Genomic DNA, 18150 nt, shown 5'->3' with positions numbered 1-18150 from the left:
CCTCCGACGTCGCGCCGCCGCTGCCCACCGCGCGGACCGCGACCACCACCGCGAGCACGGCGGCCATGGTGTGCAGGGCCGCGCGCAGGGCGGTGAAGACCGGGGCCAACGGTGAGGAGTGCATGTCGATTCAGTTTATCGGCGGTGCACTGCCGCGCATCCATCGAAAGTGCGAGTCGCCGGTGCCGAACGATGCACCCCGTGACCCTCCAACTCTCGACGCGCCGCATCCCCGATGCCCGCCACACTGGCAACCGACCACCGAAAGGACTCTCCATGTTCGTCGCCATTCGTGATCTCCGAAGAGCCAGAGGACGATTCGCGCTCATCACCCTGGTGGTGGTGCTGGTGTCGGTGCTCGTCACCTTCCTGGGCGGACTCACCGCGGGATTGCGCCACCAGAACATCTCCGCCCTGCAATCACTGCCCGGTTCGATGATCGTGTTCGCCGACACCGGGTCCGCGCCCTCCTTCGATCAGTCGGTGCTGACCACCTCGCAGATCGCGACCTGGCAACACCGTGCCGAAGACGTGGTGCCCGTCGGCATCTCGCGAGACCGCGCGACCTCGACCACACATACCGATCCGATGCCGGTGGTGCTCTTCGGCCTCGGCGGAAACGACCGCCCGGTCACCGGCACCGTCGATGTCGCAGCGCCGATCGCCTCGTCTCTCGGGCTCCGTGGAGGCCAGGCCATCCAGGTCGGCGGGCGGACGATGACCGTCGGACGAATCGTCGGCGACCAGTGGTACGCCCACAGCCCGGTCATCTACCTGCCCATCGACACGTGGCGGGACCTGGTACCGCAGTTCGGCGCCGCCACGGTACTCGCGGTGACACCACGTGTCGGCACCGATACGCAGTCCGTGGCCGCCTCGAGTGGCACCACCATCCGCTCCGGGTCCGATGCGCTGTCGGCGTTGGCGTCCTACAGCGCCGAGAACTCGTCGCTGACACTGATGACGGTGATGTTGTTGCTGATCTCAGCACTGGTCATCGGTGCGTTCTTCACCGTGTGGACCGTGCAACGCGTCCCCGACATCGCGGTACTCAAGGCGCTGGGGGCGTCCACCGCCTCGTTGGTGCGCGACGCCCTCGGCCAGGCCGTGCTCATCCTGGTCGTGGGGTGCGGCCTCGGTCTGGCGGTTGCCGTCGGCGGCGGCACCCTGCTGGGCTCGATCCCGTTTGTCGTGACCGCCTCCACCACCCTGTTGCCCGCGCTGGCCACCATCGGACTCGGCGTCCTCGGCGCCGGTGCGGCACTGCGTTTCCTCATCACCACCGATCCCCTCACCGCACTCGGGAGCAACCGATGACCACGCCACGACGCGTACCGACCCTGACGCTGCAGCACGTGACGATGAGCTATGCCGATGGCACCGGCCACCTCACCGCCCTCGACGACATCGAGGCAACCTTCGACGCCGGGACGATCAGTGCCGTCACCGGGCCGTCGGGATCCGGGAAATCCAGTCTGCTTGCCGTGGCCGGAGCGCTACGCCGTCCCGACAGCGGACGTGTTCTCCTGACCCAACGCAGCTCGCACCGTTCGGCAAGTGGCTGCGGGACAGTCGACCTGGCGCAATTGAGCGCGTCTGCGGCCACCAGGGTGCGTCGCGAGCGCATCGGCCTGGTCTTCCAGGAGCCCAATCTGCTGCCGTCGCTGACGGTTCTCGAGCAACTCCAGGTGACCGCACATCTCGGACAATCCCGGATCGTCGGCGCAGCCCGGCGCCGCGCCACCACTGCTCGGGCCCGAGACCTGTTGGTCGCCGTCGGTCTGGACGGGATGGTGCACCGGTTGCCTGCCCACCTTTCCGGCGGACAGCGTCAACGGGTCAACATCGCGCGGGCATTGATGAACGAGCCCGACCTCTTGTTGGTCGATGAGCCCACCTCGGCGCTCGACACCGAGCGTGGGGCACAGGTGCTCTCGATGCTGATCGACCTCACCGCCGCCACCGAAACCGCAACGATTCTGGTCACCCATGATCGGACGCATCTCGCCCGGATGGACGCCGTGTATCGGATGGTCGACGGCGTTCTGTCGCCCAGTGACGCTGGACACACCGACAGCAGGCGGTCTACTGTCGGCGCCAGATAGTCAATTAATTGACCAAGGAGTCGTGATCGAATGCACCCGTTCCGCAAAGCGGTGGAAAACCGGGACATGGCAGCCGTCGACGAGCTTCTCGCCGAGGACGTGACCTTCATCAGTCCGGTCGCTTTCGCGCCCTATCAGGGCAAACCGATCACCGCGGCCATCCTGCGTGGCGTGCTCCGGGTGTTCGAGGACTTCCGTTACGTCAAGGAGTTCGGTGCGCCCGGAGCGCCCGACCATGCCCTGATGTTCGAGACGACGGTGAACGGCAGGGCGATCACCGGCTGCGATTTCCTTCATCTCGACGCCGACGGCAAGATCGACGAGTTGATGGTGATGGTCCGACCGTTGTCCGGGGCCACCGCACTCGCCGAGGCGATGGGGGCGCAGTTCGACCGGATTCGCGCCGAGGCCGAAAGCGGAGCCCACAGCGGATAGGCGCGCCGTGCTCAGTGCGTCGTCTCGGTCCGGTCGAGGCGCGCGGACAGGACGTCGGCTGCACGGCGACACCACGCCGCATTCTCCCGCTCGAAGGCGATGCCGCGCAGCCCCGTGAGATACGGTCCCACGCGCGGACTCTCGGCCAGGTACCGGTCCTCGGACATCTCCCCACGCATCTTCGCGAGCAGCGATTCGATCAGCTCGGCCTTGGCCAACGCGTGCGCCCGACGGGCATGCAGGGTCTCGATCAGGGTGGCCGCCTCGCCGACATCGCACGCCCGCACCTTGACCAGCAGATCGTCGCGCACGAAGGTGGGTTTGGATGCGGCCGAGACGAAGTCGACGAGTGCGGCACGCCCGGTGTCACTCAGGGTGAAGACGCGCTTGTTGGGTCGGCCCTGTTGGGTCACCTCACGACCGCGGATCAGGCCGTCGGCCTCCAGACGCGACAGTTCCGCATACAACTGCTGCGGCGTCGCGAACCAGAAGCTCGCAACCGCCACGTCGAAGGTCTTGGCCAGTTGATACCCACTGGCGCCGTCGTCGAGGAGTTCGGCGAGGATCGCGTGACGCAACGACATGCCCCCAGAGTAGTCAACAAATTGCCCCTATTGGGTATTGAGCCGGGCACCGTCGCGGGATACCGTCGAGGAACGCGCCGCTCGCCCACGATGGTCGGCGCCTCACGCGCCGCGAAGGAGAACGATGAAACTCGGACTGCAGCTGGGATATTGGGGTGCGCAGCCGGCACCGAACCACCACGAACTCGTGCTCGCCGCCGAGGAATCCGGGTTCGACGCGGTCTTCACCGCCGAGGCGTGGGGCTCGGACGCCTACACCCCGCTGGCCTGGTGGGGCGCCTCGACGCAGCGGATGCGGTTGGGCACGTCGGTCTTGCAGCTCTCGGCGCGCACGCCCACCGCCTGTGCGATGGCCGCCCTCACCCTCGACCATCTCTCCGGTGGCCGGCACATCGTCGGCCTCGGTGTGTCGGGTCCGCAGGTGGTCGAGGGCTGGTACGGGCAGAAGTTCGAGAAGCCGTTGGCGCGCACCCGTGAATACATCGACATCATGCGGCAGGTGTGGGCGAGACAGGCGCCGGTGGTCAGCGACGGTCCGCACTACCCGCTGCCCTACACCGGGCCCGGTGCGACCGGACTGGGCAAGCCGCTCAAGCCGATCGTTCACCCGCTGCGGGCCGACATCCCGGTGATGCTCGGCGCCGAGGGACCGAAGAACATCGCTCTTGCCGCGGAGATCGCCGACGGCTGGTTGCCGTTGTTCTACACGCCACGGATGGCCGACACCTACAACGCGTGGCTCGACGAGGGATTCGCCCGGCCCGGCGCCCGCCGCAGTCGGGAGGACTTCGAGATCTGCGCGACCGCCCAGATCGTCATCACCGACGACCGCGACGCCTCCTACGCCGCGATCAAACCGTTCCTGGCTCTCTACATGGGCGGAATGGGCAGCGAGGACACCAACTTCCACGCCGAGGTCTACCGGCGCATGGGCTACGGCGAGGTCGTCGACGAGGTCACCTCGCTGTTCCGGTCCGGGCGCAAGGACGACGCCGCGGCGATCATCCCCGACCAGGTGGTCGACGATTCGGCCATCGTCGGCGATGTCGATCATGTCCGGGAACAGATCGCGGTCTGGGAGAATGCAGGCGTCACCACGATGCTGGTCTCGCCGGGCAGTGTCGAGGAGGTGCGCCGTCTGGCATCGTTGGTCGCCGAGACCGCGTAGGTAGTAGCGTTGCGCGGCATGCGCATGCTTCGAGGAGTCCTCGCATCGATCGCCCTTCTCGCCGTGGTGATGGTGGCCGGATGTGGCTCGTCCGACGACGAGCCGCCGAGTTGGTCACTGAACGGATCGACCGGACGGGTCACGGTAACCGGGGCGAAGAATGACACCTCCGCCCCGCAGGTGTCGGTGACCACGCCGTTCGCGGTTACCGAGACGCAGGTGCACACGTTGAGCGGTGGTGACGGCCAGACCGTCGGGCAGGGCGCCAACGTCACCGTCAACTACGTCGGCGTCGACGGACGCACCGGACTGCAGTTCGACAGCAGCTACACCCACGGCCAGCCCGCGCAATTCTCACTGGCACAAGTGGTTCCGGGATTCAGCAAGGCGATCGCCGGCCAACGCGTCGGCTCCACGGTCGCGGTGGCGATCGCACCCGCCGACGGCTACCCCGACGGCAATCCGTCGGCCGGCATCAATGCCGGGGACACGTTGGTCTTCGCGATCGTCATCGTTTCTGCCGACGGCTGAGCCGTCAGGCGCCGACGTAGTCGGCGAGGTGGCGGCCGGTGAGTGTGGTTGGCTCCGAGACCAATTGGGCCGGGGTGCCGGTGAACACCACCTGACCGCCGTCGTGTCCGGCTCCAGGTCCGAGGTCGATGATCCAGTCGGCATGGGCCATCACGGCCTGATGGTGTTCGATGACGATCACCGATTTCCCGGCGTCGACGAGGCGGTCGAGTAGTCCGAGCAGTTGCTCGACATCTGCCAGATGCAGCCCGGAGGTGGGTTCGTCGAGGATGTAGACATCACCCTTCTCCCCCATCTGTGCGGCCAGTTTGAGGCGCTGACGTTCCCCGCCGGACAGTGTGGTCAGCGGTTGTCCGATCCGTAGATAGCCCAGCCCCACGTCGGACAGTCGCTGTAGGATCTTGTGTGCAGCAGGGATTTTCGCGTCCCCGTCGGAGAAGAACCGCTCGGCCTGGGCCACCGACATCCCCAGTACCTCGTCGATGTCGGCACCGCCGAAGGTGTAGGTGAGTACCTCGGCCTGGAATCGCTTGCCCTCGCAGACCTCGCAGATCGTCGAGACCCCGCCCATCATCGCCAGATCGGAATAGACGACGCCCGCACCTTTGCAGTTGGGGCATGCGCCCTCCGAATTGGCGCTGAACAGAGCCGGTTTGACGCCGTTGGCCTTGGCGAACGCCTTGCGGATGGGCTCGAGCAGGCCGGTGTAGGTGGCGGGGTTGCTGCGCCGCGAACCCTTGATCGCACCCTGATCGATGCTGACGACGCCGTCGCGTCCGGCCACGGATCCGCCGATGAGCGAACTCTTCCCCGATCCGGCGACGCCGGTCAGTACCACAAGCACACCGAGCGGGATGTCGACGTCGACATCGCGGAGGTTGTGGGTGTTCGCGCCACGGACCTCGAGGATGCCGGTCGCCTCACGCAGGGTCGCCTTGAGTGTGGCGCGGTCGTCGAGGTGGCGGCCGGTGAGGGTGTCGGCGCCGCGCAGTCCCTCGACGCTGCCCTCGAAGACGATCTGACCACCCTCGGTGCCCGCGCCCGGGCCGATGTCGACGACGTGGTCGGCGATCGCGATGGCCTCCGGTTTGTGTTCGACGACGAGCACCGTGTTGCCCTTGTCGCGTAGTTGTCGCAGGAGATCGTTCATCCGCTCGATGTCGTGCGGGTGCAGCCCGATCGTGGGTTCGTCGAAGACATAGGTGACATCGGTCAGAGAGGAGCCCAGATGACGGATCAGCTTGGTGCGCTGAGCCTCTCCGCCCGAGAGCGTGCCTGCCGGTCGATCCAGGGAGAGGTAGCCCAGACCGATGGCGACGAAGGAGTCCAGCAGTTCCGACAGTGAGGTCAAAAGCGGACTCACCGATGCCGTCGACGATCCCTGCAGGCTGCGCACCCAGTCGGCGAGGTCGGTGATCTGCAGGGCGCAGACGTCGGCGATGCTGCGACCGTCGATCTTCGATGATCGTGCGAGTTCGGACAGCCGCGTGCCGTCGCAGTCGGGGCACACGGTGAAGGTGATCGCACGGTCGACGAACGCTCGGATGTGCGGTTGCATCGCCTCCCGGTCCTTGGCGAGCATCGATTTCTGGATCTTGGGGATCAGACCCTCGAACGTGACGTTGATGCCTTCGACCTTGATCCGCTTGGGCTCGGAATGGAGCAGGATGTCGAGTTGTCGTTTGGTGAACTTGGCGATGGGCTTGTCCGGGTCGAAGAATCCGCACTCGCGATAGATGCGCCCGTACCAGCCGTCCATCGAGTAGCCGGGAATCGTCAGTGCGCCCTCGTTGAGGGATTTCGTCTCGTCGTAGAGGGCCGTCAGGTCGAAGTCGGAGACCTCGCCTCGCCCCTCGCATCGCGGACACATCCCGCCCGTGATGCTGAACTCCCTGCGTTCCTTGACTTTTCGGCCACCGCGTTCGATCTCGACGGCCCCGGCACCCGACACCGAGGCGACATTGAACGAGAACGCCTGTGGCGAACCGATGGCCGGCTCGCCGAGACGACTGAACAGGATGCGCAACATGGCGTTGGCATCGGTGGCGGTACCGACCGTCGACCGCGGGTTGGCGCCCATGCGTTCCTGGTCGACGATGATCGCCGTGGTCAGGCCCTCGAGCACGTCGACGTCGGGCCGGGCCAGGCTCGGCATGAAGCCCTGGACGAAAGCACTGTAGGTTTCGTTGATCATCCGCTGCGATTCCGCGGCGATCGTCGCGAACACCAGCGAGCTCTTCCCCGATCCCGACACCCCGGTGAACACCGTCAGGCGCCGTTTGGGGATCTCGACGTCGACGTTGCGCAGGTTGTTCGCCCGGGCGCCATGCACCCGGATGATGTCGTGGGTGTCGGCGGGGTGGGGCGTCGATCTCGTCGGCGTCCGGCTCATCGGCTCTCCGTTGCGGTCGGGCTTCTCTGGTGGGATGGCAAGGTCTCGGGCGTCACGTGGCCCGGGCGTCAGGGAGTCTGGTTGATGCGCAGCAGGTTGCCCGTCGGGTCGCGAAATGCGCAGTCGCGCACACCGTACGGTTGGTCCATCGGTTCCTGGATGACCTCGGCCCCGGCAGCTTGGAGCTTGTCGAACACGCCTTGGAGGTCGTCGGTGGCCAACGTCAGTGCTGCGCCGTAGGTGCCCTTGGCGATGAGATCGAGGATCGTCTCCCGCTCCTGTTCGGTGATGCCGGGATCGACGGCGGGCGGGTGGAGCACGACAGCGGTCTGCGGCTGGTTCGGGGGCCCCACGGTGAGCCAGCGCATGCCGGAGTAGCCGACGTCGTTGCGAACCTCGAATCCGAGGGCGTCGCGATAGAACCCGAGTGCCGCGTCGGGATCGGTCTGTGGGAGAAAGGTGTAGGCAATGGTGATGTCCATGCCGACAACGCTAGCGGCGCCCGGCCGGTGAGACTTCTCGATTCCTGATCGGTCTGGTGATCTGTGTGGCCAGACACGTCGGAATGCCCAGGGTCTCGTCCGCGGCGCGACGGCGATACTCGGTGGGCGACATACCGACGAGCTCGGTGAAGCGGGTGCTGAAGGTCCCCAGAGACGAACAGCCCACGGCGAAACAGATGTCGGTGACCGACAGATCGCCTCGCCGCAGCAAGGTCATCGCGCGTTCGATACGCCGCGTCATCAGGTAGGAGTACGGCGATTCACCGTATGCGCGCTTGAATTCGCGACTCAGATGTCCCGCCGACATCGCGATGCCGCTCGCAAGCGCCTCCACATCGAGAGGGTGGGCGTAGTCGCGGTCGATCCGGTCGCGCACCTGTCGCAGGCGGCGCAGGTCTGCCCGGCGCCGGTCGCGGTCTGGTTTCGCGGTCACATGGACGATCCTCGCACAGTTGACAGCACGTATTCGTTCAGCACGTATTCGTTCAGTGCGCGCCCCGGGATCGGAGGTAGACATCGGCGTCGAAGCGTAGGACCGCCACCCCGGTCTGATTCACCAGTTCGGTCGTATAGGTCACCAGGCCACGGCCGCGCGCGTCGAGGTCGACGGATTCGATCCGCATGGATCCCGACAATGTGTCCCCGGGACGTACCGGCGCCAAGAACTCCATCTCCCGGAGCCGGCGTCCGGCGATCACGCTCCACGAGGTCAGGACCGAGCTGACCGCGAGTCGCTGCGCGATCGCGAGACTGTGGATTCCGCTGGCGATCAGACCACCGAATGCCCCCGACTCCGCGGCTGCCCTGTCGACGTGAAACGCCTGCGGATCCCACTGCGACGCGAAGTCGACGAGTTCGGACTCGGAGACCGTATGAATGCCGAGATCATGGCGCTGACCAGGCTGGAGATCATCGGCGTACACGGTGGGATCGGTCATCGCTGGGTGTGCTCCCCGGGTGTTCGGCGGTGTGATGTCGAGCCGGCTCGGCGTTTGGGGAAATTGTTTCCGACGATGTGTAACGCACTCGCCACCCCCGACGATCTCACCTATGACTCCGACCGAGAGTGCCAGACCCCCGACCCGGCATTCTCGATCGGAGTCTCTTGTTGTGGTGGGCTCCTCTGTTGTGGTGGGCCTCCCGCCCTGTGCGTGGCTGAGACGTATCGGTAGGTTCGTTCCATCAGGGCGTTGCGCTGCGGCGTGGCCCGACCATCGGACAGGGGGTATCAACTGATGACGACCACCAGGATTCCGGTCAGCATCGATCGGGCATGGCACGTCGGCGCAGACGGGGTGAGCTACCCACCCGAGCCGTGGTATCTCGGTGGCGACGCTCTCATGTCGGCGTTCGTCGTTCCGCGCGCCGACCTACCAGCCGAGGCGTTCGGCGTCATACCCTCCGGAGCCCGCCTGCTCGCGGTGGCGGGCAAGGTACTCGTCGTCGCCGCCGTCCTGCACTACACCGAGGGCGGGGTCCTGCAGTACGAAGAACTGCTCACGACCTATCCGGTGGTCTCGCCACGTCACGGTGTGCGGGTCAGCATTCCCGACATCTGGGTGACCAGCCCGAACTCGCGCACGGGCGGACGCGAGCTCTGGGGAATCCCCAAGCACCTCGGCGAGTTCACCCGCGAACGATCCGGCCGCCGGATCACCACCGCGATGACCGTGGACGGCCACGATGTCGCCGCACTCGATGCGCGGCTGGGACCGCGCCTGCTTCCCGGAACGCATCAGATCCCCCTACCGACCGCCCAGGTCCTCGACGGTCGTAGCTCGTGGTCGACCAACCGGATCGTCGCCCGACTCCGCACCGCGCGGGCGCAGTGGTCCTTTGCACCCGACGGACCACTCGGGTATCTCGCGGGTCGTCGTCCCCTGATCACCGTCGCCACCACCGACGCCGCGATCTTGTTCGGCACCAAGGTCACTCACGACTGACCGACCTCTCCCCCGACCGGAATCGTTTCCGGGACGTGGCCCCGACGTTGTCCTCCGGGCACAAACGCGCGTCCGAACTCTGGCTCGTGAGACCGTTCCACATCACATCACCCCTTTCTAGTGTCATAAGTCACAGACATGCGAAAGGGTATGCACCAGTGATCAGTTCCTCGTTCTTCGCCTGGGATCTCCGCGAGCGTGGCGACGCTCCGTGCGTCGCCGATGACACCGTCGACCTCACCTACCGCGGCTTCGCCGACCGGGTCGATGCATGTGCCCAGAAGCTGCAGCGACTCGGCGTCCGGCATGGTGACGTCGTGGCGACGGTCCTGCCGAACCGTGCCGAACTGCTCGTCGTCCTGATGGCCGCGTGGCGTCTGCGCGCGGTGGCGACCCCGGTCAACCCAACGTTCACCGCTGACGAGATGCAGTATCAGTTCGCGGATTGCGGCGCGGCGGTCGTCGTGTCCGACGCCGCGGATCTGCGGGCCGACCGGCCCGTGCTCCACGTCGACGACCTGTCTCCGGCCCCCACCACGGGGTGGCGGGCGCCGACCGAGCCCGCCGACGCCGACGATGCCTTGCTGATCTATACCTCCGGATCGACGGGACGTCCCAAGGGAGTTCGGCTGACCCACGCGAACCTGCGCTACATGGCCACGGCAATGGCACACCACCTCGAGCTCGACGCCGACGATCACGCATTACTGATCCTGCCGCTGTTCCACGTGAACGCGATCTGCGTGAGCTTCCTGGCGCCGATCCTGGCCGGCGGACGACTCAGCATCACCGGACGGTTCTCGGTCTCGAGGTTCTTCGACGACGTCGAACGTCTACGACCCACCTACTTCTCGGCCGTACCGACCATCTATGCACTGCTGGTCTCCCATCCCGACCTCGAGCGTCGGGCTCGGACGCTCGACTCCCTGCGTTTCGCGATCTGCGGCGCCGCACCGATTTCCGCAGAACTTCTCGATCGCGTCGAGAACAGCCTGCGGATACCGATTCTCGAGGGCTACGGACTCACCGAGGGCACCTGCGCATCGACGTGCAACCCGCGTCACGGGGTACGCAAGCTCGGCACCGTGGGGCCGGCCATCGAGGGCCAGCGCATCCATGTGGTCGGAGCCGACGGCGCGGACCTACCCACCGGTGACGTCGGTGAGGTGGTCATCACCGGACCCAATGTGATGCGCGGTTACCTCAATCGTCCCGAGGACACCGCGAAGACCGTCGGCGAGGGTCGGCTGCACACCGGCGACGTCGGCCGACTCGATGCCGATGGTTATCTGACGATTGTCGACCGCATCAAGGACTTGATCATCCGCGGCGGAGAAAACCTGTACCCCAAGGAAATCGAGAACGCCCTCGCGACCCACCCGGGAGTCCTCGAGTGCGCGGTCGTCGGCGCACCCCATCCGGTGTACGGAGAGATCCCGATCGCCTTCGTCGTCACCTACCCCGACCACACCATCGACGACGACGACCTCACGCGGCATCTCGGCTCGCTGGTGACGAGGGCCAAGATCCCCGAGTCGATCCACATCGTCGAGGCCCTCCCCCGAAACCCGGTGGGCAAGATCGACAAACCAGCTCTCCGCCGGCAATTCGCAACGCCGACAGCGTTGTAGCGCGCGCTGTTGTAGTCCCCGCGCAATCGCATTCTCCCTCCCCCCGAACCGGCCGCACGACGGCGTCGGGTCGGCCGAACGCGTCCGCACCCCGAAACCACCCACCAATTCCGCTTCACCCCGAAGGAGTACCCATGGGATTCACCACCCCGGATTTCCCGCCCGTGGAACCGGAGACCTTTCTCGACAGGCCGTTTCTCGACCGGCTGCGCGTTCTCGGCGCGCACTGGGCCGAATACGGCTTCGGCACACCCAAGATGGTGCACACGATCTACCTGATCAAGGTCGGCGTGCTGTATATCGTTGCGGGACTGTGTATCGCGACGTTCAGTTCGGGACTCAACGTTGTCGACGTCGGTTCCTGGTGGAACGAACTGATCGTGTATCAAAAGGTGGTCCTGTGGACCGTCCTGCTCGAAACCCTCGGGCTCGGCGGGTCGTGGGGTCCGCTGGCCGGCCATTTCAAACCGATGACCGGTGGGTTCCTGTTCTGGTTACGGCCGGAGACGATCCGCCTGCCACCGTGGCCGGGACGCGTACCGTTCACCAGAGGTGATTCCCGAACTGTCGCCGATGTCGTGGTCTACGCGGCAATCCTGATCACCATCGTTGTCGCACTGGCACTCCCGGGCGTTGCGTCATCGTCGATGAACTCGGTCGTCGCCGGTGATCACGGCGTGGTGAATCCGGTGGTGCTCTACCCGCTGATCGCGCTCTTCGTGGTCATCGGGTTGCGCGACAAGGTGATCTTCATCGCGGCACGGTCCGAGCAGTACCTGCCTGCACTGGTGTTCTTCGCCTTCCTGCCCTACGTGGACATGATCCTGGCGCTCAAGCTCCTGATCGTCACCGTCTGGGTCGGGGCCGGCATTTCCAAACTGGGACATCACTTCTCGATGGTCATCCCGCCGATGCTGTCGAACACCCCCTGGTTGCCGTTCCGGTCGATCAAACGCGCCCACTACCGCGACTTCCCGCACGACATGCGACCGTCGCGCCTCGCCTCGGGAGTCGGGCACGTCTTGGGCACCATCGTCGAGATCGTGACTCCGTTGGTGCTGCTGTTCTCCACCAACAAGTGGCTCACGCTGGCGGGCGTGGTGCTGATGGTCTGCTTCCACCTGTTCATCTTCTCCACCTTCCCCCTCGCGGTCCCGCTGGAGTGGAACATCCTGTTCGCCTACGCGTCGATCTTCTTGTTCTGGGGACACCCCACGTGGGACGGTTTCGCGCTGACCGACACCACCATGCCGTGGGTGCTCGCCCTGATCGCCGCAGCGCTGTGCTTCTTCCCGGTGCTGGGCAATCTCCGCCCGGACCTCGTGTCGTTCCTGCCGTCGATGCGGCAGTACGCCGGGAACTGGGCGTCGGCCACGTGGGCCTTCGCACCGGGCGCCGAGGACAAACTCGACCAGTGCGTGGTGCGCTCATCGAAGAACACCAGGACCCAGCTGCTCGCGTCGTATCCACCGGAGGTCGCCGACGTCGTCATGCACCAGATGATGGCGTGGCGTTCCCTGCACAGTCAGGGGCGTGCGCTGTTCTCACTCATGATGCGTCACCTCGGCGACGACATCGACACCTACACTCTGCGAGAGGCCGAGTTCTCGTGTAATTCGCTGGTGGCCTTCAACTTCGGTGACGGACACCTGCACGACGAGAAGATGATCGCGGCCCTGCAGCGCCGTTGTGACTTCGCGCCCGGTGAGTTCACGATCGCCTGGATCGAGTCGCAACCCATCCACAAGGGCACCCAGCGCTACAAGGTGATCGACGCGGCGCTCGGGGTCATCGAGACGGGCACCTACCGGGTCGCCGACGCGGTTGCCGAGCAGCCGTGGTTGCCCAATGGGCCGATCCCGGTGCAGGTCGACTGGACGCTCGACATTGACGCCCGCCGCGCGCTCACCGATCCTGAGATCGTGACCGAACCCCGGATGCGCTCGACACCCTCGCGGCAGGTGCAACCGTGACGACTGCCGTCGTCGTCGGCGGCGGGCCCAACGGGCTCGCCGCCGCCCTGCATCTCGCCCGCAACGGCGTCGAGGTCACCGTCCTCGAGGCCGCCGACGAGGTCGGCGGGGGTAGTCGGTCGGGCGAGCTGACCGAACCGGGCCTCATCCACGATCACTGTGCGGCCTTTCACCCACTGGCAATGGGTTCGCCGTTCTGGCGCAGCGTCGGCCTGGAGTCCTACGGCTTGACCTGGTGCCTCCCGGAGATCGACTGCGCCCATCCCCTCGACGACGGGACTGCCGGACTCCTGTACCGCAGCATCGATCGGACCGCCGACGGACTCGGCCCCGACGGCCTGCGTTGGCGGCTGGCCCTCGGTGACCTCGCGCGCGGCTTCGACGAGCTCGGCGAGGATCTCCTTCGTCCGGTCGTACATCTGCCGCGGCATCCGTTGCGGCTGGCGGCCTTCGGGCCGCGTGCGGTATTGCCCGCGACCGTGATGGCCCGCTGGTTCCGTACCGATCGCGGTCGCGCGCTGTTCGCCGGTATCGCGGCGCACGCGTTCACCCGACTCGACCGGCCGCTCACCGCTTCGCTGGGCATGATGATCGCGGCGAGCGGACATCGCCACGGGTGGCCGGTCGCCCGAGGGGGTTCCGGTGCGATCGCCACCGCCGCGGCGGCCGCGATCGGTGACCACGGCGGCAAGATCGAGACCGGCACACTGGTCTCGGCGCGCTCCGACATCCCGTCCGCCGATCTGGTTTTGCTGGATCTCTCACCCGCGCAGGCACTCTCGATCTATGGTGACCAGATGCCGGCCAGGGTGAGACGCGCGTTGCAGCGTTACCGCGTGGGATCGTCGGCGTTCAAGGTCGACTACGCCCTCGACGGCGACATCCCCTGGACGACTCCCGACTGCGGACGCGCGGGAACCGTTCATCTCGGTGGTGATGCCTCCGAGGTGTGGCACACCGAGCGGCAGCGGGCCGCCGGGATCATGGTGGACAGGCCGTTCGTCCTGCTCGGGCAGCAGTATCTCGCCGATCGGTCGCGCAGCCGCGGCGGACTCAATCCGATCTACGCCTACGCCCACGTACCCCGCGGATACGACGGCGACGCCACCGACGCGGTGACCGCCCAGATCGAACGTTTCGCCCCCGGATTCCGCGATCGGATCGTCACCGTGCGCAGTACCGGTACCCGTCAATTGCAGTCCTACAACCCCAATTTCGCTCTCGGAGACATCATCGGCGGAGCCAATGACGGGCTGCAGATGCTGGCGCGCCCGCGACTATCGGCGAACCCGTACGCGCTCGGCGTCGACGGGGTCTATTTGTGTTCACAGTCCACCCCGCCCGGCGCGGGCGTGCACGGCCTGTGCGGTTATCACGCTGCGTCGGCGGCCCTGGCATCGTTGCGTAGGCGCCGATGACCGAGGTCGATGGCGATCGAGGGACGCAGGCGCGTGCGCGGCTGGCCCGCATGCCTGCGACCGCCGATGCCGAGTTGCAGGAGGTGGTCACGGCGATCGCGCGCCGGCTCCGCGCGCAGGAGGCGACCATCGTCGCGGATCTGACCGCCATGATGGCCCGCGAGATCGACCATCTCGACGCGGATCCGAAGCTCGTCGAGATGCTCGAGGCGAGTGTGCACGGCAACGTCTCGACGATCATCCACGTTCTCGCCAACGACATCCCCGTCGATCATCTGCAGCCGACGACCGCCGCGGTCGAGTACGCACTGCGCCTCGCGCAACGCGATGTGCCGTCGAATTCCCTTGTGCGCGCCTATCATCTGGGCCAGAACGCGGTGATGTTGTTGTGCTATCAGATGATCGGTGAACTGGACCTGGACGCGGACCGGGCGATGGCGGTGACCCGACACATTTCGGGCGTCATGTTCGGCTACATCGACTGGATCACCCTCTATGTGTTCCAGGCGTACGAGGATGAACGCCGCCGATGGCTCGGCGCCGACGCCACGCTGTCCTCGACCGCGATTCGTCGCGTTCTCGACGGCACCGACACCGACGGCCGCACCTTCACCGAGCAGACCCGATACCGGCTGGACCGCCCGCATCTCGCCGCGATCATCTGGTCCGACGACGACGGTGTGGATCTCCGGCGCCTGCACCGCGGCGCCGAGGAACTCGCGGTTCGCCTGCGCGCCGACGGGCCTCCGATCCTCACGGCCGTGGACCGGTCGACGATCTGGGTCTGGTTCCCGCTGCGCACGGCGTCGAGTGAGCGTGCGGTCGGTGAGATCGACCTGCCACCTGGACTCCGGGGTGCGTTCGGTCTGGTCGGTGCGGGCGTCGACGGATTCCGTCGCAGCCATGAGCAGGCTCGCGGGGCCTATGCGGTGGCGATCATGCCCGGCAGCGGCACCGGATCGATCGTGGGATTCGCTGACCGCGGAGTCGCCATCGCCTCGCTGCTCGCGCAGGATCTGCCGGCCACCACGGCCTGGGTGCGGGAGGTGCTCGGTGGTCTCGCCGACGATTCACCCACGGCGGCGACGCTGCGCGAGACGCTCTCGGTCTACTACGCGACCCGAGAGAGTCATCTGCATACCGCGACCCGCCTCAACCTGCATCGCAACACGGTCAAGTACCGCGTCGGCAAAGCGCTGGCCGAGGTACCCGGACATCGCGACCGGCTCGATCTCGCCCTGGCGTTGACGGTCTGCGAACTGTTGGGGCCCAGCATCATCTCCGGTCCGGCCTGACCCGACCGGGGCCATCGGCGGGACGCAGGGCCCACGCGGGCACCCAGTGGGTGACCGACTCCTGCCGGTCGCGTGCGCTCAGGGTGTAGGTGACCTTGCCGTACCACTCTCCCCACTCCGACAGCCCCCACTCGGTGAGGACTCCGGTGGCGACTTTCCGGATCTGTAGGCCGTCGGGATGATAAGTGCCACTGTGGTGCGGGGTCTGCGGATACAGCGCGTTGAGATCGATCAGCACCGCCCGGTGGCCGACGCGCACGAAAGCAGGCCGGTGGGGTCGCCCGCTGTCGCCGCCGATCCGAGCCATACCCACGCATGCGATCATATGTTCGATTGCTGTCGTTTATCCAACCGGCGATGCGGGTATCCCGCCGTCACGGAGACGATTCGAGTGAACGAACGTACACTGAGACCATGAGCAGCAGGCGGTTGGTCGGCGAACAGGGAGAAGTCCGTGCGCTGGCACGACTGGGACTGAGCGAACTGGGCAAGGCCACCGTCGGGATCGCGCGGGTGCACCGTGCGACCTCGGCGGCGGTCTTCGGCACGCTCGACCTCGCGATCGGCAGGCCTGTCGCGCCGGTGCGCACCGTGCACGACGCGGTCAGTGAAGCGGTCTACACCTCGATCACCGGAGTGCTGGACTCGGCCACGATCGTCGCCGACGCGTTGCCCGAGACCGGGCCTCAGCCCACCAGGACCGTCCGTGGCGCGGCCATGATCGGCATTCTCGACGGACTCATCGGCGACGCCCTCGACGACGAACATTCCCCGCTGGCGCCGCAGATGGCTCCCCGTGTCGGCGGGTCGCCGGTCGCCGTGACCACCGACGGCTTGGCCGCCGCGTATCCGCGCGCCACCGGACACCTCGTCGTCTTCCTGCACGGGCTGATGGAGACCGAACACGCCTGGCGACTCGGTGGACGCCCGACCTATGGAGCGCGGCTCGTCGACGACATCGGTGCCACCGAGGTGCAGATCCGCTACAACACCGGCCGCCACATCAGCGACAACGGCGCGACCCTCGCCCGATTGCTGAGCGAGATGGTCCTGCTGTGGCCGGTGCCGGTCACCCGCATCTCGCTCGTGGGGCATTCGATGGGCGGCCTCGTCATCCGCAGCGCGTGTCACCTCGGTACGAGCAACCGCGCGCCGTGGGTGCCGTTGGTGACCGAGACGGTCAGTCTCGGCTCCCCGCACCTCGGTGCGCCCCTGGCACGGGGCGTGCACGCCGCGTCGTCGGCGTTGCGCATGCTGTCGGTGACCCGACCGTTCGGCGAGTTGTTGCGTCGGCGCAGTGCCGGCGTCCGAGATCTCTTCCACGGCAACGTCATCGCCGAGGATGGACCATCGGCGGATCCGGACGGCTGGTGGCAGGCGCCCGGCGCGGACGTCCCACTACTCGCCGGCGCCCGCCATCTGTTCGTCACGGCCTCCCTCTTCGGCAATCCGCGCCACCCGCTCGGCCGCTTCATCGGTGACGGTCTGGTTTTGACGCCGAGCGGTCGAGGGTTCCACCGCTCCCGGCGTATCGGATTCCGCGACGAGGACGGCATGCACCTGGGCCGCGCGAACCATTTCACACTGCTCAACCACGACGAGATCTACCTGTGGCTCCGTGACGGACTCCGTCCGCTGCGAGCACTCACCGCCGGCTAGTAGAACAGATCAGTCGAACGAATTGTCGGATTTCTCTTGCGGTGAGGGACGCCGCCGACTCCACTCGAACACATATTCACGGGTTGATCTGTTCGATTAGCGTGCGAGGGGGTGATCGCGGTGGCCGATGTCGATGGTGACGGTGATGCGTCGGCTGCTGCGGACATGCTGGGCATGTATGCGCAGCTGCATGGTCTCCTCGACCGTATTGCTGCCGCATCCCCACACGTGTTGTCCGATACCGACCTGGTGACGGTCACCGAGGAACACGAACGCGCCACTCGGCGGATGGAATCGGTGAGTCAACCCGCACTGATCGAGGTCGAGAACCGCGGGGTGTACCGGAAGCTGGGTTTTCAGAACATCTCCGGTTTTCTCAGTCGCCGTTTACGGATCACCGACACCTTCCGTCGTAAACGACGGTTGCAGGCGTTGGGGCAGTTCACGACACCCACCGGTACGCCGTTACCGCCGTCGGCACCAACCCTGGCCGACGGTGTCGCCGACGGAGTT

17 protein-coding genes and 1 pseudogene are annotated in these 18150 nt (G+C 66.4%); 12 read left to right on the top strand and 6 right to left on the bottom strand.

The annotated features are described in order from the left end of the window. Window positions 1–276 precede the first annotated feature (276 nt). Genes B1964_RS10805 through B1964_RS10795 form a run of 3 tightly spaced genes read left to right on the top strand, consistent with a single transcriptional unit; the run spans window position 277 to window position 2540 of the window. Entirely contained in the window at window positions 277–1317 is a 1041-nt protein-coding gene (locus tag B1964_RS10805) for an ABC transporter permease (RefSeq protein ID WP_079929738.1), read from the top strand. Next, window positions 1314–2105 (top strand): ATP-binding cassette domain-containing protein, encoded by a 792-nt coding sequence (locus tag B1964_RS10800; protein WP_079929737.1) that lies wholly within the window; start codon window positions 1314–1316, stop codon window positions 2103–2105. The genes B1964_RS10805 and B1964_RS10800 overlap by 4 nt, the downstream gene beginning before the upstream one ends. 30 nt (window positions 2106–2135) lie before the next feature. Continuing rightward, on the top strand, window positions 2136–2540 hold the full coding sequence (locus B1964_RS10795; protein WP_014360064.1) for a nuclear transport factor 2 family protein: 405 nt from the start codon (window positions 2136–2138) through the stop codon (window positions 2538–2540). Between the two features lie 11 nt (window positions 2541–2551). Here B1964_RS10795 and B1964_RS10790 read toward each other — a convergent pair whose 3' ends face one another. Further along, window positions 2552–3124 (bottom strand): PadR family transcriptional regulator, encoded by a 573-nt coding sequence (locus tag B1964_RS10790; protein ID WP_006372774.1) that lies wholly within the window; start codon window positions 3122–3124, stop codon window positions 2552–2554. 124 nt (window positions 3125–3248) lie between these two features. Here B1964_RS10790 and B1964_RS10785 point away from each other — a divergent pair, with 124 nt between their 5' ends. After that, a complete protein-coding gene (locus tag B1964_RS10785) occupies window positions 3249–4292 on the top strand; it encodes an LLM class F420-dependent oxidoreductase (RefSeq protein ID WP_014360062.1) in 1044 nt (347 codons plus the stop codon). A gap of 18 nt (window positions 4293–4310) precedes the next feature. Then, window positions 4311–4823: an FKBP-type peptidyl-prolyl cis-trans isomerase gene (locus tag B1964_RS10780; protein WP_043456445.1), complete on the top strand. Its 513-nt coding sequence runs from the start codon at window positions 4311–4313 to the stop codon at window positions 4821–4823. Window positions 4824–4827: 4 nt separating this feature from the next. Here B1964_RS10780 and B1964_RS10775 read toward each other — a convergent pair whose 3' ends face one another. From B1964_RS10775 to B1964_RS10760, 4 genes are all read right to left on the bottom strand, one after another. Beyond that, window positions 4828–7215 (bottom strand): excinuclease ABC subunit UvrA, encoded by a 2388-nt coding sequence (locus tag B1964_RS10775; protein ID WP_079929736.1) that lies wholly within the window; start codon window positions 7213–7215, stop codon window positions 4828–4830. A 68-nt stretch (window positions 7216–7283) separates the two neighbouring features. After that, window positions 7284–7697, bottom strand: coding sequence for a VOC family protein (locus tag B1964_RS10770; protein ID WP_006372780.1), 414 nt, complete (start codon window positions 7695–7697; stop codon window positions 7284–7286). Between the two features lie 10 nt (window positions 7698–7707). After that, complete coding sequence (locus B1964_RS10765; protein WP_139765701.1) at window positions 7708–8151, bottom strand: helix-turn-helix transcriptional regulator; 444 nt, start codon at window positions 8149–8151, stop codon at window positions 7708–7710. A gap of 52 nt (window positions 8152–8203) precedes the next feature. After that, the gene (locus tag B1964_RS10760) at window positions 8204–8656 is read right to left on the bottom strand and encodes a MaoC/PaaZ C-terminal domain-containing protein (RefSeq protein ID WP_172398809.1); all 453 of its coding nucleotides are present in this window, start codon (window positions 8654–8656) and stop codon (window positions 8204–8206) included. A 297-nt stretch (window positions 8657–8953) separates the two neighbouring features. Between B1964_RS10760 and B1964_RS10755 the strand changes: the two genes are divergently transcribed. From B1964_RS10755 to B1964_RS10735, 5 genes are all read left to right on the top strand, one after another. After that, window positions 8954–9661 carry an acetoacetate decarboxylase family protein gene (locus tag B1964_RS10755; protein WP_014360057.1) on the top strand — a complete coding sequence of 236 codons (708 nt, stop codon included), beginning with the start codon at window positions 8954–8956 and terminating at the stop codon, window positions 9659–9661. Window positions 9662–9819: 158 nt separating this feature from the next. Beyond that, a complete protein-coding gene (locus B1964_RS10750) occupies window positions 9820–11292 on the top strand; it encodes an AMP-binding protein (protein WP_079929734.1) in 1473 nt (490 codons plus the stop codon). 134 nt (window positions 11293–11426) lie between these two features. Further along, window positions 11427–13265, top strand: coding sequence for a DUF3556 domain-containing protein (locus tag B1964_RS10745; RefSeq protein ID WP_014360055.1), 1839 nt, complete (start codon window positions 11427–11429; stop codon window positions 13263–13265). Continuing rightward, a complete protein-coding gene (locus B1964_RS10740; RefSeq protein WP_079929733.1) occupies window positions 13262–14683 on the top strand; it encodes an NAD(P)/FAD-dependent oxidoreductase in 1422 nt (473 codons plus the stop codon). The genes B1964_RS10745 and B1964_RS10740 overlap by 4 nt, the downstream gene beginning before the upstream one ends. Beyond that, window positions 14680–15978: a helix-turn-helix domain-containing protein gene (locus tag B1964_RS10735; RefSeq protein ID WP_079929732.1), complete on the top strand. Its 1299-nt coding sequence runs from the start codon at window positions 14680–14682 to the stop codon at window positions 15976–15978. The genes B1964_RS10740 and B1964_RS10735 overlap by 4 nt, the downstream gene beginning before the upstream one ends. Here the strand turns inward: B1964_RS10735 and B1964_RS10730 are convergent. Further along, window positions 15959–16285 carry a hypothetical protein gene (locus tag B1964_RS10730; protein ID WP_006372791.1) on the bottom strand — a complete coding sequence of 109 codons (327 nt, stop codon included), beginning with the start codon at window positions 16283–16285 and terminating at the stop codon, window positions 15959–15961. The two genes, B1964_RS10735 and B1964_RS10730, sit on opposite strands and share 20 nt — an antisense overlap. Window positions 16286–16392: 107 nt before the next feature. Here B1964_RS10730 and B1964_RS10725 point away from each other — a divergent pair, with 107 nt between their 5' ends. Together B1964_RS10725 and B1964_RS10720 are read left to right on the top strand one after the other, a co-directional pair. Then, entirely contained in the window at window positions 16393–17637 is a 1245-nt protein-coding gene (locus B1964_RS10725; protein WP_079929731.1) for a triacylglycerol lipase, read from the top strand. Window positions 17638–17757: 120 nt separating this feature from the next. Continuing rightward, window positions 17758–18150: pseudogene (locus B1964_RS10720) on the top strand (HNH endonuclease); the annotation flags it as partial.

Origin of the sequence: Gordonia sp. i37, assembly GCF_002043085.1 — a bacterium.
GTDB classification, from domain to species: domain Bacteria; phylum Actinomycetota; class Actinomycetes; order Mycobacteriales; family Mycobacteriaceae; genus Gordonia; species Gordonia polyisoprenivorans.
This window is presented reverse-complemented; position numbering and strand designations above follow the sequence as displayed.

Bases quoted from the DNA above. Each gene is read 5' to 3' on its own strand.
- B1964_RS10755 (WP_014360057.1), top strand. From the start codon at position 8,954: ATGACGACCACCAGGATTCCGGTCAGCATCGATCGGGCATGGCACGTC.
- B1964_RS10795 (WP_014360064.1), top strand. From the start codon at position 2,136: ATGCACCCGTTCCGCAAAGCGGTGGAAAACCGGGACATGGCAGCCGTC.
- B1964_RS10790 (WP_006372774.1), bottom strand. From the start codon at position 3,124: ATGTCGTTGCGTCACGCGATCCTCGCCGAACTCCTCGACGACGGCGCC.
- B1964_RS10775 (WP_079929736.1), bottom strand. From the start codon at position 7,215: ATGAGCCGGACGCCGACGAGATCGACGCCCCACCCCGCCGACACCCAC.
- B1964_RS10805 (WP_079929738.1), top strand. From the start codon at position 277: ATGTTCGTCGCCATTCGTGATCTCCGAAGAGCCAGAGGACGATTCGCG.
- B1964_RS10780 (WP_043456445.1), top strand. From the start codon at position 4,311: ATGCGCATGCTTCGAGGAGTCCTCGCATCGATCGCCCTTCTCGCCGTG.
- B1964_RS10800 (WP_079929737.1), top strand. From the start codon at position 1,314: ATGACCACGCCACGACGCGTACCGACCCTGACGCTGCAGCACGTGACG.
- B1964_RS10760 (WP_172398809.1), bottom strand. From the start codon at position 8,656: ATGACCGATCCCACCGTGTACGCCGATGATCTCCAGCCTGGTCAGCGC.
- B1964_RS10730 (WP_006372791.1), bottom strand. From the start codon at position 16,285: ATGGCTCGGATCGGCGGCGACAGCGGGCGACCCCACCGGCCTGCTTTC.
- B1964_RS10785 (WP_014360062.1), top strand. From the start codon at position 3,249: ATGAAACTCGGACTGCAGCTGGGATATTGGGGTGCGCAGCCGGCACCG.
- B1964_RS10770 (WP_006372780.1), bottom strand. From the start codon at position 7,697: ATGGACATCACCATTGCCTACACCTTTCTCCCACAGACCGATCCCGAC.
- B1964_RS10745 (WP_014360055.1), top strand. From the start codon at position 11,427: ATGGGATTCACCACCCCGGATTTCCCGCCCGTGGAACCGGAGACCTTT.
- B1964_RS10735 (WP_079929732.1), top strand. From the start codon at position 14,680: ATGACCGAGGTCGATGGCGATCGAGGGACGCAGGCGCGTGCGCGGCTG.
- B1964_RS10725 (WP_079929731.1), top strand. From the start codon at position 16,393: ATGAGCAGCAGGCGGTTGGTCGGCGAACAGGGAGAAGTCCGTGCGCTG.